This window comes from Streptomyces chrestomyceticus JCM 4735 (assembly GCF_003865135.1).
GTDB lineage: Bacteria > Actinomycetota > Actinomycetes > Streptomycetales > Streptomycetaceae > Streptomyces > Streptomyces chrestomyceticus.
The window spans coordinates 4,743,128-4,759,763 of the sequence record NZ_BHZC01000001.1; the positions used below are offsets into that span (position 1 = coordinate 4,743,128).

13 protein-coding genes are annotated in these 16,636 nt (G+C 68.9%); 8 read left to right on the forward strand and 5 right to left on the reverse strand.

Annotated elements, in window-relative coordinates:
* Window positions 1–56: 56 nt before the first annotated feature.
* Genes EJG53_RS20370 through rpmH form a run of 5 tightly spaced genes read right to left on the reverse strand, consistent with a single transcriptional unit; the run spans window position 57 to window position 2,670 of the window.
* Entirely contained in the window at window positions 57–590 is a 534-nt protein-coding gene (locus EJG53_RS20370) for a Jag family protein (protein WP_125046040.1), read from the reverse strand.
* Window positions 591–604: 14 nt separating this feature from the next.
* A complete protein-coding gene (yidC, locus tag EJG53_RS20375; RefSeq protein ID WP_125046041.1) occupies window positions 605–1,795 on the reverse strand; it encodes a membrane protein insertase YidC in 1,191 nt (396 codons plus the stop codon).
* Window positions 1,796–1,798: 3 nt separating this feature from the next.
* Window positions 1,799–2,116 carry a membrane protein insertion efficiency factor YidD gene (yidD, locus tag EJG53_RS20380; RefSeq protein WP_003978865.1) on the reverse strand — a complete coding sequence of 106 codons (318 nt, stop codon included), beginning with the start codon at window positions 2,114–2,116 and terminating at the stop codon, window positions 1,799–1,801.
* The gene (rnpA, locus tag EJG53_RS20385; RefSeq protein WP_030017062.1) at window positions 2,113–2,511 is read right to left on the reverse strand and encodes a ribonuclease P protein component; all 399 of its coding nucleotides are present in this window, start codon (window positions 2,509–2,511) and stop codon (window positions 2,113–2,115) included. The genes yidD and rnpA overlap by 4 nt, the downstream gene beginning before the upstream one ends.
* A 21-nt stretch (window positions 2,512–2,532) precedes the next feature.
* Window positions 2,533–2,670: a 50S ribosomal protein L34 gene (gene rpmH, locus EJG53_RS20390; RefSeq protein WP_003949374.1), complete on the reverse strand. Its 138-nt coding sequence runs from the start codon at window positions 2,668–2,670 to the stop codon at window positions 2,533–2,535.
* A gap of 358 nt (window positions 2,671–3,028) precedes the next feature.
* Between rpmH and dnaA the strand changes: the two genes are divergently transcribed.
* The 8 genes from dnaA to EJG53_RS20435 all read left to right on the forward strand — a co-directional run bounded on the left by dnaA (window position 3,029) and on the right by EJG53_RS20435 (window position 16,584).
* Window positions 3,029–4,978 (forward strand): chromosomal replication initiator protein DnaA, encoded by a 1,950-nt coding sequence (gene dnaA, locus EJG53_RS20395; protein ID WP_125046042.1) that lies wholly within the window; start codon window positions 3,029–3,031, stop codon window positions 4,976–4,978.
* Window positions 4,979–6,107: 1,129 nt separating this feature from the next.
* On the forward strand, window positions 6,108–7,238 hold the full coding sequence (dnaN, locus tag EJG53_RS20405; RefSeq protein ID WP_125046043.1) for a DNA polymerase III subunit beta: 1,131 nt from the start codon (window positions 6,108–6,110) through the stop codon (window positions 7,236–7,238).
* A gap of 839 nt (window positions 7,239–8,077) precedes the next feature.
* The gene (gene gnd, locus EJG53_RS20410; RefSeq protein WP_031007777.1) at window positions 8,078–8,959 is read left to right on the forward strand and encodes a phosphogluconate dehydrogenase (NAD(+)-dependent, decarboxylating); all 882 of its coding nucleotides are present in this window, start codon (window positions 8,078–8,080) and stop codon (window positions 8,957–8,959) included.
* A 134-nt stretch (window positions 8,960–9,093) separates the two neighbouring features.
* The gene (recF, locus tag EJG53_RS20415; RefSeq protein ID WP_125046044.1) at window positions 9,094–10,230 is read left to right on the forward strand and encodes a DNA replication/repair protein RecF; all 1,137 of its coding nucleotides are present in this window, start codon (window positions 9,094–9,096) and stop codon (window positions 10,228–10,230) included.
* A 19-nt stretch (window positions 10,231–10,249) separates the two neighbouring features.
* Window positions 10,250–10,825 carry a DciA family protein gene (locus EJG53_RS20420; RefSeq protein ID WP_030017057.1) on the forward strand — a complete coding sequence of 192 codons (576 nt, stop codon included), beginning with the start codon at window positions 10,250–10,252 and terminating at the stop codon, window positions 10,823–10,825.
* Between the two features lie 261 nt (window positions 10,826–11,086).
* The gene (gene gyrB / locus EJG53_RS20425; RefSeq protein ID WP_174856431.1) at window positions 11,087–13,141 is read left to right on the forward strand and encodes a DNA topoisomerase (ATP-hydrolyzing) subunit B; all 2,055 of its coding nucleotides are present in this window, start codon (window positions 11,087–11,089) and stop codon (window positions 13,139–13,141) included.
* A gap of 71 nt (window positions 13,142–13,212) precedes the next feature.
* A complete protein-coding gene (gyrA, locus tag EJG53_RS20430; protein ID WP_031007781.1) occupies window positions 13,213–15,837 on the forward strand; it encodes a DNA gyrase subunit A in 2,625 nt (874 codons plus the stop codon).
* Window positions 15,838–15,852: 15 nt separating this feature from the next.
* Window positions 15,853–16,584 carry a DUF3566 domain-containing protein gene (locus EJG53_RS20435; RefSeq protein WP_371858706.1) on the forward strand — a complete coding sequence of 244 codons (732 nt, stop codon included), beginning with the start codon at window positions 15,853–15,855 and terminating at the stop codon, window positions 16,582–16,584.
* Window positions 16,585–16,636 lie beyond the last annotated feature (52 nt).

Sequence of the window (16,636 nt, forward strand, 5' to 3'; positions counted from 1 at the left end):
CCCCGCCTGCGAGACAGACGGGGCCGGTGACATCAAGCGGTGCGGGGCTCTGGCCGTCAGGCCGGGAGGACCACCACACACCGCTGGGGCTCTTCGCCCTCGGACTCGCTGCGCAGCCCTGCGGCCGCCACCGCGTCGTGCACGACCTTGCGCTCGAAGGGGGTCATGGCCTTCAGCTTCACCGGCTCGCCGGTGCCCTTGGCCTCCTCCGCCGCCTCGGCGCCCAGCTCCGCGAGCTCCTCGCGCTTCTGGGCCCGGTACCCGGCGATGTCCAGCATCAGACGGCTGCGGTCACCGGTCTCCCGGTGCACCGCGAGCCGGGTCAGCTCCTGGAGCGCCTCCAGCACCTCACCGTCCCGGCCCACCAGCTTCTGCAGGTCACGGCTGGTCGAGTCGCTGATGATCGACACAGCGGCGCGGTCGGCCTCGACGTCCATGTCGATGTCGCCGTCGAGGTCGGCGATGTCCAGCAGGCCTTCGAGGTAGTCGGCCGCGATCTCGCCCTCCTGCTCCAGGCGGGTGAGGGTGTCGGTCCCCTCGGCGGCCGGGGTCCCCCCTGTCGACGACGAGGGGCGGGTCGTGTCCGTCACGGAAGGACTCCTTCTTACTTCTTGGACGGGTGCTTGGGCCGCTGCTGGCCCTTGCGCTGTCCAGACTTGGCGTTACGGGAGCCGGAGGCGGAGGAGCCGCCCTTCGGCTTGCTGTCCTGAGGTGCCTGCTTCTCCAGGGACTGCTTCTTCGAAGCGTCCGAGCCGGAGGCGTCGGAAGCGCTGGAGCCGGACCCCGCCCGGGTGCGCCGCTGCGCACCGGCGCCACCGGCGGGCTTGCCGCCGGCCTGCTTGCCGCCGGCGGCGGGCTGGGTCTGGCGCTGGGACTTGCTCTGCCGCTTGGGCTGCTGCCGGTTCTGGCGCGCCTCCTCGGCGACCTTCTTGGCCTCGACCTCGGCCGGGTCCTCCTTGAGCTTGCCCTTGGCGCGCAGTCGCTGCTGACGCTCCTCGAACGCCTTGCTGCCCGGGGTGGGGTTCCGGCGGATGACGAACATCTGCTGGCCCATGGTCCAGACGTTGGTGGTCAGCCAGTACAGGAGAACGCCGACGGGGAAGCCGGGGAAGCCGATACCGAAGACGGCGAACATGATCGGGAAGACGTACATCAGCATCTTCTGCTGCTGCATGAACGGCGTCTTCACCGTCAGGTCGACGTTCTTGGTCATCAACTGGCGCTGCGTGTAGAACTGCGACGCCGACATCAGGACGATCATGATGACGGTGACCACGCGGACGTCGGTGACCGACGCACCCAGAGACTGGATCTTCTCCGGGGTGTCCAGGAACTTCGCGGCCAGCGGCGCGCCGAAGATGTGCGCCTTCTGCGCGCTCTCCAGCAGCGACTGGTTGATGACGCCGACCGTCTGGTTGTTCGCGATGTGGCTGAGGACCTGGTACAGCGAGATGAAGAACGGCGACTGCGCCAGGATCGGCAGGCAACTGGAGAGCGGGTTGGTGCCCGTCTCCTTGTACAGCTTCATCATCTCTTCGGACTGACGCTGCTTGTCGCTCTTGTAGCGCTCCTGGATCGCCTTCATCTTCGGCTGGAGCGCCTGCATGTTCCGCGTCGACTTGATCTGCTTCACGAAGAGCGGGATCAGGCAGACACGGATCAGCACCACCAGCGAGACGATGGACAGACCCCACGCCGCGCCACTGTTCTCGTCGAAGATGAGGCTGTAGAACGAGTGGAACTGGACGATGATCCAGGAAACTGCGTAATAGAGAGGACTGAGGATCGTGTCCACGAATCAGGCTCCTTGGGCGGTGGGCTGAGTCTCAGGCTGTGCGGCAGGCTCAGGGACGGTGGACCCGCCCAGGCGGCTCCTCAGCCGCCGATGCCAGACCGGACGCTTCCGGGGTGGAACGTGGTCGACGCCACCGGGCGACCACGGGTTGCAACGCAGGATGCGCCAAGCCGTCAGCGCGGTCCCTTTCACCGCGCCGTGCCGGTCGATGGCCGTGTAGCCATAGTGGGAGCACGACGGGTAGTACCGGCAGACCGGCCCCAGCAGGGGGCTGATGGTCCACTGGTACAGCTTGATCAACAGCAGCAGCGGGTACTTCACCGCGGCTCCCTCCCCTGACCTCGGGTGGGGGGAACTCCATCCAGCAGCCGCTGCAGCGCGGTGTCCAGGTCACGGGCCAGTTGATCGTGGTCCGCATCGCCCGCGCCGGGCAGCGCCCGTACGACAACCAGGCTACCGGCGGGCAGCCGGTCCAGCCGGTCGCGCACGAGGTGGCGCAGCCGTCGTTTGACCTTGTTGCGGACCACGGCACCGCCGATGGCCTTGCTCACGACGAAACCCGCACGCGCCGGGGGAGGGCTCTCCCCCGCTGCGTGCGGGTCCGTTGCACCGCTGCGTAGATGGACGACGAGGAGCGGGCGCCCGGCCCTGCGTCCCCGGCGTACCGCGGTCGCAAAGTCCTCGCGCCGCCTCAGCCGATGCTCGGTAGGCAGCACGTCATGGACCTAGCTCAGGGCTCAGGCCGACAGGCGGGCGCGACCCTTGCCACGGCGGGACGCGAGGATCGCGCGGCCGGCACGGGTACGCATCCGCAGGCGGAAGCCGTGGGTCTTGGCGCGACGACGGTTGTTCGGCTGGAAGGTGCGCTTGCTCACTCGGGGGCTCCAGAGATGCTTGGTGTCTCCGGGGAGACAGGTGTGGGGCGTCGACTGGCTGTCACCGTGCGCCCACGAGTAGCTCGCAACGCCCGAGTGCACCGCTACTTCGATCACTTGAGCGCGATCTTTGCCCATCGGAGGCAGGCGGCAGCAGCCATCGACAACTCGACCTGGTTACGGTACGCGCGGCGGCGTCATCCGGTCAAACCGGCCCTCGGCCGGGACACACTATGCACAGCCTGTGGACAACAACTTGAATCACCAGGGTCGCCCTGACTACCGTGGGTCAACTCCGATTCCTTCCCGCCCGTCCTGAGAATCACACATTCGTGGGACCAGTGAGAGAGCGTGCTCTGTGGCCGACGTACCTGCCGATCTTGCCGCAGTGTGGCCACGCGTACTTGATCACCTCCTACGGGCGGAGAGCGACAGCCTCAAGCCGAAGGACCAGGACTGGCTGAAGCGGACCCAGCCGCTGGCCCTGGTGGCGGACACCGCCCTGCTGGCCGTGCCCAACGAGTTCGCCAAGGGCGTGCTGGAAGGCCGGCTCGCGCCGCTCATCGGGGAGGCGCTGAGCCACGAGTGCGGGCGCCCGATCCGGATCGCGATCACCGTCGACGACTCCGCCGAGGAGCCACAGCCTCAGCAGCCGATGCAGCAGCCCCAGCCGTCTCCGCACTTGCAGCAGCGGCACCAGCCCCAGCAGCCTCAGCAGCAAGGGGGACAGCCGGGGCAGCAGCACGATGCGTACGGCGGCTACGACAGCCGGCAGAGCGAGGGCTACGACAACCGGCAGGGTTACGGCCACCAGGACGACGACCTGCCCCACGTACGTCCCGCGTACCCGGAGTACCAGCAGCATCAGCAGCCCCGGCACGAGCCCGGCTCCTGGCCGCAGCACTCCGGCATGGGCGGCCAGAACGGCCCCGCCCCGCGCGAGGACTACGGATGGCAGCAGCAGCGCCTCGGCGGATTCCCCGAGCGCGACCCTTACGCGACGCCGCCCCCCGCACACGTACAGCAGCACCAGCAGCACCAGCGGTCACAGAGCGACTACCGTTCGCAGGCTCCCGAGCACACCGGCCCGCCGCAGCACCAGCACTCCGAGGGCCACTCCCCGTACGAGCAGCAGCCGCCGCAGCGGCGTGACCTCGCCGAGCACCAGCCCCCCGCGCACATCCAGAACCCCGGCCCCGGCGGCCTGCCCGCGCCCAGCGGCGCCCCCGGCCCGCTCGCCGCGCAGCCCGCGCCCGCGACCGGCCCCGGCGAGCCGACCGCCCGGCTGAACCCGAAGTACCTCTTCGACACCTTCGTCATCGGCGCGTCCAACCGCTTCGCGCACGCCGCCGCGGTCGCCGTGGCCGAGGCGCCGGCCAAGGCGTACAACCCGCTCTTCATCTACGGGGAGTCCGGCCTCGGCAAGACGCACCTGCTGCACGCCATCGGGCACTACGCGCGCAGCCTCTACCCGGGCACCCGGGTGCGGTACGTCAGCTCGGAGGAGTTCACCAACGAGTTCATCAACTCCATCCGCGACGGCAAGGCGGACGCGTTCCGCAAGCGCTACCGCGACATGGACATCCTGCTCGTCGACGACATCCAGTTCCTGGCGAGCAAGGAGTCGACGCAGGAGGAGTTCTTCCACACCTTCAACACCCTGCACAACGCCAACAAGCAGATCGTGCTGTCCTCGGACCGGCCGCCCAAGCAGTTGGTCACCCTGGAGGACCGGCTGCGCAACCGCTTCGAGTGGGGACTGATCACCGACGTCCAGCCGCCGGAGCTGGAGACCCGGATCGCGATCCTGCGCAAGAAGGCGGTCCAGGAGCAGTTGAATGCGCCGCCGGAGGTGCTGGAGTTCATCGCCTCCCGCATCTCGCGCAACATCCGCGAGCTGGAGGGGGCGCTGATCCGGGTCACCGCCTTCGCCTCCCTCAACCGCCAGCCGGTGGACCTGGGCCTGACGGAGATCGTCCTGAAGGACCTGATCCCCGGTGGCGAGGACGCGGCTCCCGAGATCACCGCGACCGCCATCATGGCGGCGACCGCGGACTACTTCGGGCTGACCGTGGACGACCTGTGCGGATCGTCGCGCAGCCGCGTGCTGGTGACGGCCCGGCAGATCGCGATGTACCTGTGCCGTGAGCTGACGGATCTGTCGCTGCCGAAGATCGGTGCGCAGTTCGGCGGGCGTGACCATACGACGGTGATGCACGCGGACCGCAAGATCCGGGCATTGATGGCCGAACGACGGTCCATCTACAACCAGGTCACCGAGCTGACTAACCGCATCAAGAACGGCTGACGCGGCATCGGCCACCGGCCGGCCGGAGTTTCGAGGGCGCCCCGGGGACGTAACCGCTCCCGGGGCGCCCTTCGTCGCTCGGGGGCTCCACGGACGTACGGGGCGCGGCTCCTGCGGACGTACGCAGGGCTCCACGGGCGTACGGCAGGGGTCCCGGCGGACGCACAGCGGGCTCCCTGGCCCCGTACGGCGCCGTCTCTCCGGCTCGTGCGGCCTGGAACTCCGGCCCGTACGGCAAGGCACTCTGTCTCGCTCAGCGCGTTTCTCCGGCCCGCACGGGACGCCCGATTTCGTCGTACGGAGGCGTCTCCACCACGCTCCGCAGCTCCTCCGGCCCCGTCCCGCGACCGCCCCGACCCCGTCCCGCCCCTGTGGAAGGCCACTGCTCTGTTCGATTCCTCGTCAGGTCACGGCCGTACTCCACAGATTGACCAAGATTCTTCCGTCCACATGCTGGGGACTGGGAAGTTATCCCGGTGGCTTCCACAGGAGGACCGAGCGCAGGAGCATCAGCCGAGGTCAGCGGCGTGTGGATTTGTGGCTAACGCTCATCCACAGGGTGTGGACAGAGGATTCGTCCACAGGGGGGCGATCGCGTTGTCCACTGCCCGCCCACAGGTGGCCCGCGCTTGTCCCCAACTTCTCCACACCCCTGTCCACTGTTCGGCAAGGCGACACCCGCGCTCACCGGGCCGAGTGAAAGGCGTCACACCAAGGTGCCGGATTGGGCTGTGGGGAACCGGGGTAAAGCTGGGGACAGGACTGGGGAGAAGTAGGGCTCCCCTGTGCATCGGGTGTGCATGAAGAACGGCGGTCCACAGACTCGGCCGGTTGTCCACGGCTGCCGCCCACAGGCCCGGTGGACAAAAAAACCGTGTTGACCTGCGCAGACGCAGTTGTCCACGGTTTCCACAGGCCCTACTACTACGACCACAGATAGCTACCGGGGAACTCGTTTCGAATCGGGTGCTGTGCACAACTTGGGGATCGGTCGTCCGACGCCTCTCGACCCGACTTGACCCCGAGCAGCAACAGCTATCGGTGACGTACGTCAGACTGGTCCCCGGCGACCCAGCCGACGAAGAAGGCCAGCAGGGCGTAAGCCAGCAACAGCAGGAGGCGGTTTCCGGTGAAGATCCGGGTGGAGCGCGATGTACTCGCGGAGGCAGTGGCCTGGGCGGCCAAGAGCCTCCCGGCCCGTCCGCCGGTGCCCGTCCTCGCGGGCCTGCTGCTGAAGGCGGAGGAAGGCAGCCTGAGCCTCTCCGGCTTCGACTACGAGGTCTCGGCGCGCGTCTCCGTCGACGCGGACGTGGAGGAGGAAGGCACCGTCCTGGTCTCCGGCCGCCTGCTGGCCGACATCTGCCGTGCCCTCCCCAACCGCCCGGTGGAGATTTCCACCGACGGTGTACGGGTCACCGTCGTCTGCGGCTCCTCGCGGTTCACGCTCCACACCCTCCCGGTGGAGGAGTACCCGGCGCTGCCGCAGATGCCGACCGCCACCGGCACCGTGCCCGGTGAGGTTTTCGCGGCGGCCGCCGCCCAGGTCGCGATCGCCGCCGGCCGTGACGACACCCTCCCGGTGCTCACCGGTGTGCGCATCGAGATTGAGGGCGACACGGTCACCCTGGCCTCCACCGACCGCTACCGCTTCGCGGTCCGCGAGTTCCTGTGGAAGCCGGAGAGCCCGGACGCCTCCGCGGTGGCCCTGGTGCCCGCCAAGACGCTGCTGGACACCGCCAAGTCCCTCAGCAGCGGCGACAGCGTCACGCTGGCGCTGTCCGGCTCGGGTGCCGGTGAGGGCCTGATCGGTTTCGAGGGCGCGGGCCGCCGGACGACCACCCGGCTCCTGGAGGGCGACCTCCCGAAGTACCGCACGCTCTTCCCCACCGAGTTCAACTCGGTCGCCGTGATCGAGACCGCCCCGTTCGTCGAGGCCGTCAAGCGTGTGGCGCTGGTCGCCGAGCGGAACACCCCGGTGCGCCTGAGCTTCGAGCAGGGCGTGCTGATCCTGGAGGCGGGCTCCAGCGACGACGCACAGGCTGTGGAGCGGGTGGACGCGGACCTGGAGGGCGACGACATCTCCATCGCCTTCAACCCGGGCTTCCTCCTGGAGGGCCTGTCGGCGATTGACTCCCCGGTGGCCCAGTTGTCCTTCACCACCTCGACCAAGCCGGCGCTGCTCAGCGGCTGCCCGGCCAAGGACGCCGAGGCGGACGACGCCTACAAGTACCTGATCATGCCGGTGCGCCTCTCCGGTTGATCTTCCGGCCGGATGCCGGGCGACTCCGGCTCCGGACCGCTCCGGTCTCCGGCTGCCGGCGGCTCCGGCCGTACGGCCGTCCGTCGACGGAAGTCACCCGGGAGTTTTCGCTCCGCCCCTGATACACGCACGCAGCGCTCGTGTATCAGGGGCGGAGTTTTTCGGTGGAGAATACGAAATAAGCCTTTCGGGTGCGTGACGGCGTCGATGGAGAATGTCCACCAGTCGCTTCACGTCTGCGACCACATTTCACCTTTACGTGCCGAGCAAAAGCCTCGGGTGGACGGAAGGTTTTCCCCAGGCTGCGGATATCCGGTGCGTCGAGCCATGCCCGTATCCACACCGTCCCCAGGCCCCCGGCGCCGCGGCACCCAGGTGACCACCCTGGGCGGAAAATAATCCACAGCCCTGGCGGTCCTGCTCCGAGTACCTGCGAAGCGGCTGGTCACAGCGTTGCTGGCCGCGCGTGCGAAGGTGCGGCTGTGGATAACCCGGTCGACCGCTGCGCCCAGGCCCGCCACTCGACCGCCCAAACAGCGCCGATGCAGAGCGCAGTAATGCAAGCCGGGCCGCCCCGGCGCGACAGCCGGCGGCATACCCCGATGGCCCCCACGAAATACGCAGTCGAGCGCGTCCACCCCGCTCAAAACCCCCGCCGCCAGGCGAATGCCTTGACCGGCGTACTCCCCAAGCCCCGAATGCCGAATGCCCCGCGAACGCCACCCCGCGGCACACCCGGTTGTCCACAGGTGTGGGGGGCGGGCCGCCGCGTCGTGGCTTCGCGCGTAAACTCGACACGTAGGGCGGGGATGTGCCGTAACGCAACGTAAGGGGTACTGATGGAGCTCGGTCTCGTCGGTCTCGGCAAGATGGGCGGCAACATGCGCGAGCGCATCCGCCGCGCAGGCCACACCGTCATCGGATACGACCGCAACCCGGACCTGGCTGACGTGAACAGCCTCAAGGAACTGGTGGACGGGCTCAAGGGTCCGCGCGTGGTGTGGGTCATGGTGCCCGCCGGCGAAGCGACCCAGGCGACCATCGACGAGCTGGGCGAGCTGCTCTCCCCCGGCGACGTCGTGGTGGACGGCGGGAACTCCCGCTGGACCGACGACGAGAAGCACTCCGAGGAGCTGCGCGCCAAGGGCATCGGCTTCGTCGACTGCGGCGTCTCGGGCGGTGTCTGGGGCCTGGAGAACGGCTACGCGCTGATGTACGGCGGCTCCACGGAGGACGTCGCCAAGGTGCAGCCGATCTTCGACGCGCTCAAGCCGGAGGGCGACTTCGGCTCGGTGCACGCCGGCAAGGTGGGCGCGGGCCACTTCGCGAAGATGGTCCACAACGGCATCGAGTACGCCATGATGCAGGCCTACGCCGAGGGCTGGGAGCTGCTGGAGGCGGTCGACTCGGTCACCGACGTACGCGAGGTCTTCCGGTCCTGGCAGGAGGGCACGGTCATCCGTTCCTGGCTGCTGGACCTGGCGGTCAACGCGCTGGACGACGACGAGCACCTGGAGAAGCTCCGGGGCTTCGCCGCCGACTCCGGCGAGGGCCGCTGGACGGTCGAGGCCGCGATCGACAACGCCGTGCCGCTGCCCGCGATCACGGCGTCGCTCTTCGCGCGCTTCGCCTCGCGTCAGGACGACTCGCCGCAGATGAAGATGATCGCGGCGCTGCGGAACCAGTTCGGCGGCCACGCCGTCGAGAACGCGAAGAAGTAGCAACGCGAAGCGGTAGTACGGCGAAGGGGTAGTACCGCGACAAGCAGCAACGCGAAGCAGTAAGCAAGCAGAGCAAGCAGCAAGCAGTCCGGTAACAGCAGCAGTCCGGTAGCCGGGGGAGGTCGGCGCGCCACATGCACGTATCGCATCTCTCGCTCGCCGACTTCCGCTCGTACGCCCGGGTCGAGGTCCCGCTCGACCCGGGCGTCACCGCTTTCGTGGGCCCCAACGGGCAGGGCAAGACCAACCTCGTCGAGGCGGTCGGCTATCTGGCCACGCTGGGCAGCCACCGGGTCTCCTCCGACGCGCCGCTGGTGCGGATGGGGGCCGAACGGGCGATCGTGCGGGCCGCGGTCGTCCAGGGTGAGCGGCAGCAGTTGGTCGAGCTGGAGCTGAACCCGGGCAAGGCCAACCGGGCCCGTATCAACAGGTCGTCGCAGGTCAGACCGCGTGACGTCCTGGGGATCGTGCGGACGGTGCTGTTCGCGCCGGAGGACCTGGCGCTGGTCAAGGGCGACCCGGGGGAGCGCCGCCGCTTCCTGGACGAGCTGATCACGGCGCGTTCACCGCGGATGGCGGGTGTGCGCTCGGACTACGACCGGGTGCTCAAGCAGCGCAACACGCTGCTGAAGAGCGCGGCGCTGGCCAGACGGCACGGCGGCCGGCAGATGGATCTGTCGACCCTCGACGTGTGGGACCAGCACCTGGCCCGGGTCGGCGCCGAGCTGTTGGCCCAGCGCCTGGACCTGATCGCCACACTCCAGCCGCTGGCCGACAAGGCGTACGAGCAGTTGGCGCCGGGCGGCGGGCCGCTGGCGATGGAGTACCGCGGCTCGGCCGGTGACGCGCTGCACGGCGCCTCGACGCGCGAGGAGCTGTACGGGCTGCTGACCGAGGCGCTCGGCGCGGCCCGTAAGAACGAGATCGAGCGCGGGGTGACACTGGTCGGCCCGCACCGCGACGACCTGCTGCTCAAGCTGGGGCAACTGCCCGCCAAGGGGTACGCGAGCCACGGCGAGTCCTGGTCGTACGCGCTCGCGCTGCGGCTGGCCTCGTACGACCTGCTGCGCGGTGAGGGCAATGAGCCGGTGCTGGTGCTCGACGACGTCTTCGCGGAGCTGGACAGCCGGCGGCGGGAGCGGCTGGCGGAGCTGGTGGCGCCCGCTGAGCAGGTGCTGGTGACCGCGGCGGTGGACGACGATGTGCCGGGCGTGCTGTCGGGGGCCCGGTTCGCGGTGTCCGAGGGTGTGGCGGAGAAGGTCGCACCATGAGCGGGCGTCGGAGCCGGTGATGAACGGCGAGCAACCGGACCGGCCCTCCGAGGAGCCCTCGGAGCGGCCGCCCGGCGCCGACCAGCCCAAGCCCCCGGAGCTGTCCGGGATCGATCTGGCACGGCAGGCGCTGGTCGCCGCCAAGGAGCAGGCGAAGGCGCGGGGCGCCGCCGCGCAGCAGAAGAAACAGGCGCGCCGCGGTGGTCTGCGCTCCGGCGCACGCGCCGACGGGCGCGATCCGCTGCCGCTGGGTGCGGCGATCAACCGGCTCATCACGGAGCGCGGCTGGGAGACCCCGGCCGCGGTGGGCGGCGTCATGGGGCGCTGGCCGCAGTTGGTGGGGCCGGAGGTGGCGCAGCACTGCGAGCCGCAGAAGTACGACGAGGAAGCGCGCGTGCTGACGGTGCAGTGCGACTCGACGGTGTGGGCGACGCAACTGCGGCTGCTGGCGCCGCAGCTCGTCGCGCGGCTGAACCAGGATCTGGGCCAGGGCACGGTGAAGCTGATCAAGGTGCTGGGTCCGGGCGGTCCGGCGCGGCGGTACGGGCCGCTGCGGGCGCCCGGCAGCAAGGGGCCCGGGGACACGTACGGCTGAGGTGAACGCGTGGTGCGGGTGAGACTCCGCTCACGGTAGCCGGAGGTTGACAGCCCGAAGCGCTGAAGGCCGTCTAGAGCGTCCTGGGGGCCCGTCGCAGATATGGGGAGTCGGCCAACGGCACTTCAGGGCGGCACATGACGACTCAGGCGCCCGCAAACCCCCATTAGTGTCGGCGCTACCGGTAGACTGGTAGCAATCCCGCCCACTCGCGGAACATGTCGAACGACGCAGCCGCCCTGCTTCTGATGGAGGCGGCTCGTGCTGTGCCAGAAAGGGCGCTTCGTGGCCGACTCCGGCGACCTCAACGAGAACAACACGGCTTCTACTGAAGAGGGGGTTCCTGCCGGCGCCAGTGGCGACTCTCCGGAAGAGAAGTCGTACGACGCCAGCGCGATCACCGTCCTCGAGGGCCTGGACGCGGTCCGTAAGCGCCCCGGTATGTACATCGGCTCGACCGGCGAGCGTGGTCTGCACCACCTCGTGTACGAGGTCGTCGACAACTCCGTCGACGAGGCGCTGGCCGGGCACGCGGACACCATCGACGTGACGATCCTGCCGGACGGCGGTGTGCGCGTCGTCGACAACGGCCGCGGCATCCCCGTCGACATCGTGCCCTCGGAGAAGAAGCCGGCCGTCGAGGTCGTGCTGACGGTGCTGCACGCGGGCGGCAAGTTCGGCGGCGGCGGTTACGCGGTCTCCGGTGGTCTGCACGGCGTGGGTGTCTCCGTCGTCAACGCGCTGTCGCAGAAGGTCGCCGTCGAGGTCAAGCGGGACGGCCACCGCTGGACCCAGGACTACAAGCTCGGCGTGCCGACGGCGCCGCTGTCCCGTAACGAGGCCACCGAGGAGACCGGTACGACGGTCACCTTCTGGGCCGACGGCGACATCTTCGAGACGACCGAGTACAGCTTCGAGACGCTGTCGCGCCGCTTCCAGGAGATGGCGTTCCTCAACAAGGGCCTGACGATCACGCTCACCGACGAGCGCGAGGCCCATGTGGACGAGGAGGGCAAGCCGCTCACGGTCCGGTACCACTACGAGGGCGGCATCGTCGACTTCGTGAAGTACCTGAACTCGCGCAAGGGCGAGGTCGTCCACCCCACGGTGATCGACATCGAGGCCGAGGACAAGGAGCGGATGCTCTCCCTCGAGGTCGCGATGCAGTGGAACACCCAGTACACCGAGGGTGTCTACAGCTTCGCCAACACCATCCACACCCACGAGGGCGGTACGCACGAAGAGGGCTTCCGCTCGGCGATGACGGGTCTGATCAACCGTTACGCCAGGGACAAGAAGCTGCTGCGCGAGAAGGACGACAACCTCACGGGTGAGGACATCCGCGAGGGTCTGACGGCGATCATCTCGGTCAAGCTCGGCGAGCCGCAGTTCGAGGGCCAGACCAAGACGAAGCTGGGCAACACCGAGGCCAAGACCTTCGTGCAGAAGGTGGTCCACGAGCACCTGACGGACTGGCTCGACCGCAACCCGAACGAGGCCGCGGACATCATCCGCAAGGGCATCCAGGCCGCGACCGCGCGGGTGGCGGCCCGTAAGGCCCGCGACCTGACCCGCCGCAAGGGCCTGCTGGAGACGGCGTCGCTGCCCGGCAAGCTCTCGGACTGCCAGTCCAACGACCCCACCAAGTGCGAGATCTTCATCGTCGAGGGTGACTCGGCCGGCGGCTCGGCCAAGTCCGGCCGTGACCCGCAGTACCAGGCCATCCTGCCGATCCGCGGCAAGATCCTGAACGTGGAGAAGGCGCGGGTCGACAAGATCCTGCACAACAACGAGGTGCAGGCGCTGATCTCGGCCTTCGGTACCGGTGTCCACGAGGACTTCGACATCGAGAAGCTCCGGTACCACAAGATCATTCTGATGGCGGACGCCGACGTCGACGGCCAGCACATCAACACCCTGCTGCTCACCTTCCTCTTCCGCTTCATGCGGCCGCTGGTGGAGGCCGGGCACGTCTACCTCTCCCGCCCGCCGCTCTACAAGATCAAGTGGGGCCGGGACGACCACGAGTACGCCTACTCCGACCGGGAGCGCAACGCCCTGATCGAGCTCGGCAAGCAGAACGGCAAGCGGATCAAGGACGACTCGGTCCAGCGCTTCAAGGGTCTGGGCGAGATGAACGCCGAGGAGCTGCGCGTGACGACGATGGACGTCGACAGCCGCGTGCTCGGCCAGGTCTCGCTGGACGACGCGGCGCGCGCCGACGACCTGTTCTCGGTGCTGATGGGTGAGGACGTCGAGGCCCGGCGCTCCTTCATCCAGCGCAACGCCAAGGACGTCCGCTTCCTCGACATCTGAGCCCTGTCGGCCCTCCCCCGCCCGGTGGCGGGGACCGCAGCAGCCGCAGCTCGAAAGGATCTAGAACAGCAATGGCCGACGAGAACCCCCCTGTGACCCCGGACGGCGTGACCGCCGAGGGCGCGGCCCCCGCCATCGAAGGCGTGGGCATGCGCGTCGAGCCCGTCGGGCTCGAAACGGAGATGCAGCGCTCCTACCTCGACTACGCGATGTCCGTCATCGTCTCGCGCGCGCTGCCGGACGTGCGGGACGGCCTCAAGCCGGTGCACCGCCGCGTCCTGTACGCGATGTACGACGGCGGGTACCGCCCGGAGAAGGGCTTCTACAAGTGCGCCCGCGTCGTCGGCGACGTGATGGGTACGTACCACCCGCACGGTGACTCCTCCATCTACGACGCCCTGGTCCGGCTGGCCCAGCCGTGGTCGATGCGGATGCCGCTGGTGGACTCCAACGGCAACTTCGGCTCGCCCGGCAACGACCCGGCCGCGGCCATGCGGTACACCGAGTGCAAGATGAAGCAGCTCTCCATGGAGATGCTGCGGGACATCGACGAGGAGACCGTCGATTTCCAGGACAACTACGACGGCCGCAACCAGGAGCCGACGGTCCTGCCGGCCCGCTTCCCGAACCTGCTGATCAACGGCAGCGCCGGCATCGCGGTCGGCATGGCGACCAACATCCCGCCGCACAACCTGCGCGAGGTCGCCGCCGGTGCCCAGTGGGCGCTGGAGAACCCGGAGGCGTCCAGCGAGGAGCTGCTGGACGCGCTCATCGAGCGCATCAAGGGCCCGGACTTCCCGACCGGCGCGCTGGTGGTGGGCCGCAAGGGCATCGAGGACGCGTACCGCACCGGCCGCGGCTCGATCACCATGCGCGCGGTGGTCGAGGTCGAGGAGATCCAGAACCGCCAGTGCCTGGTGGTCACCGAGCTGCCGTACCAGGTCAACCCGGACAACCTCGCGCAGAAGATCGCCGACCTGGTGAAGGACGGCAAGATCGGCGGCATCGCCGACGTCCGTGACGAGACCTCCTCGCGTACGGGCCAGCGCCTGGTCATCGTCCTCAAGCGGGACGCCGTCGCCAAGGTCGTGCTGAACAACCTCTACAAGCACACCGACCTGCAGACGAACTTCGGCGCGAACATGCTGGCGCTGGTGGACGGTGTGCCGCGCACCCTGTCGCTGGACGCGTTCATCCGCAACTGGGTCGGCCACCAGGTCGAGGTCATCGTCCGGCGTACCAAGTTCCGGCTGCGCAAGGCCGAGGAGCGGGCCCACATCCTGCGCGGTCTGCTCAAGGCGCTGGACGCGATCGACGAGGTCATCGCGCTCATCCGCCGCAGCCAGACGGTCGAGGAGGCGCGCGAGGGCCTGATGGGCCTGCTGACCATCGACGAGATCCAGGCCAACGCGATCCTGGAGATGCAACTGCGCCGACTGGCCGCCCTGGAGCGCCAGAAGATCACCGCCGAGCACGACGAGCTGCAGGCGAAGATCAACGAGTACCAGGCGATCCTCGCCTCGCCGGAGCGCCAGCGTCAGATCATCAGCGAGGAGCTGGCGGCGATCGTCGAGAAGTTCGGCGACGACCGGCGCTCGAAGCTGGTGCCCTTCGAGGGCGACATGTCCGTCGAGGACCTGATCGCCGAGGAGGACATCGTCGTCACGATCTCCCGTGGCGGCTATGTGAAGCGGACGAAGACCGACGACTACCGGTCGCAGAAGCGCGGCGGCAAGGGCGTACGGGGCACGAAGCTGAAGGAAGACGACATCGTCGACCACTTCTTCGTCTCCACCACCCACCACTGGCTGCTGTTCTTCACCAACAAGGGCCGGGTCTACCGGGCCAAGGCGTACGAGCTGCCGGACGCCGGGCGGGACGCGCGCGGCCAGCACGTGGCCAACCTGCTGGCCTTCCAGCCGGACGAGCAGATCGCCCAGATCCTGGCGATCCGCGACTACGAGGCCATGCCCTACCTGGTGCTCGCCACCAAGGGCGGTCTGGTGAAGAAGACGCCGCTCAAGGACTACGACTCGCCGCGTTCCGGCGGTGTCATCGCCATCAACCTCCGGGAGACGGAGGAGGGCGCGGACGACGAGCTGATCGGCGCCGAACTGGTCTCCGCCGAGGACGACCTGCTGCTGATCAGCAAGAAGGCGCAGTCCATCCGGTTCACCGCCACGGACGAGGCGCTGCGTCCGATGGGACGCGCCACCTCGGGTGTCAAGGGCATGAGTTTCCGCGAGGGCGACGAACTGCTCTCGATGAATGTGGTGCGGGCCGGTACGTTCGTCTTCACCGCCACCGACGGCGGTTACGCCAAACGCACCTCGGTGGACGAGTACCGCGTGCAGGGCCGTGGTGGCCTCGGCATCAAGGCCGCCAAGATCGTGGAGGACCGGGGTGAGCTGGTCGGTGCCCTGGTGGTCGAGGAGACGGACGAGATTCTCGCCATCACGCTGAGCGGTGGCGTGATCCGTACGCGGGTCAGCGAGGTCAGGGAGACGGGCCGTGACACCATGGGCGTCCAACTGATCAACCTGGGCAAGCGCGATGCCGTGGTCGGTATCGCACGTAACGCCGAGGCCGGTCGCGAGGCCGAGGAGGTCGACGCGGGTGTGGAGCCCGGGGCGGCCGACGAGGCGGAGGGCACCGAGTCCGCGGTGGCCGAGGGCGGCGAGCCCGCGGCGGAGTAACGCGAGGAGTAGGTCGTGAGTGGAGCCACGGGCGCTGCGGCGGGTGGACCGGGAGACAGGAAGAGCTCCCGTTCGGGACCCGCGACCGTGACGGAGGACAGCGCCCGTGGCTCCGCCACGTCCGGCGACACCTCGTCCGAGGACTCCTACCAGGGGGGAACCGTGACCGACCGGCGTCAGCCGCAACCGCATTCCGCGGCGCAGCCGCAGCCTCCGGCCCAGGGTTCGGGCCCGGCGCCCGGGTCCCAGGGCGGGGGCACCCAGGGCGGCCAGCAGCCGTACCAGCCGCCCCAGGCGTACCGATCGGGTGTGGGACAGGGCGCGGGGGCGCAGCAGGGGGTGCGCCGGCCGCGTACGGGCGCCAGTACGACGCCCCGTACCCGCAAGGCCCGGCTGCGGGTCGCCCGGGCCGATCCGTGGTCGGTGATGAAGGTCAGCTTCCTGCTCTCCATCGCGCTCGGGATCTGCACCATCGTGGCGGTGTCGGTGCTGTGGATGGTGATGGACGCGATGGGTGTCTTCACCACGGTCGGCGGCACGATCAGTGAGGCGACGGGTTCGGGCGACGGCGGCGGTTTCGACCTCCAGTCGTTCCTGTCGCTGCCGCGGGTGCTGCTGTTCACCGCGGTCATCGCGGTGATCGACGTCGTGCTCGCCACGGCGCTGGCCACGCTCGGGGCCTTCATCTACAACATCTCGGCCGGGTTCGTGGGCGGCGTCGAGCTGACCCTCGCCGAGGACGAGTGACGGACGCGGGCGTCCTCGGACGGGGCCGTACGGCGGCCCCGTCCGAGGGCCC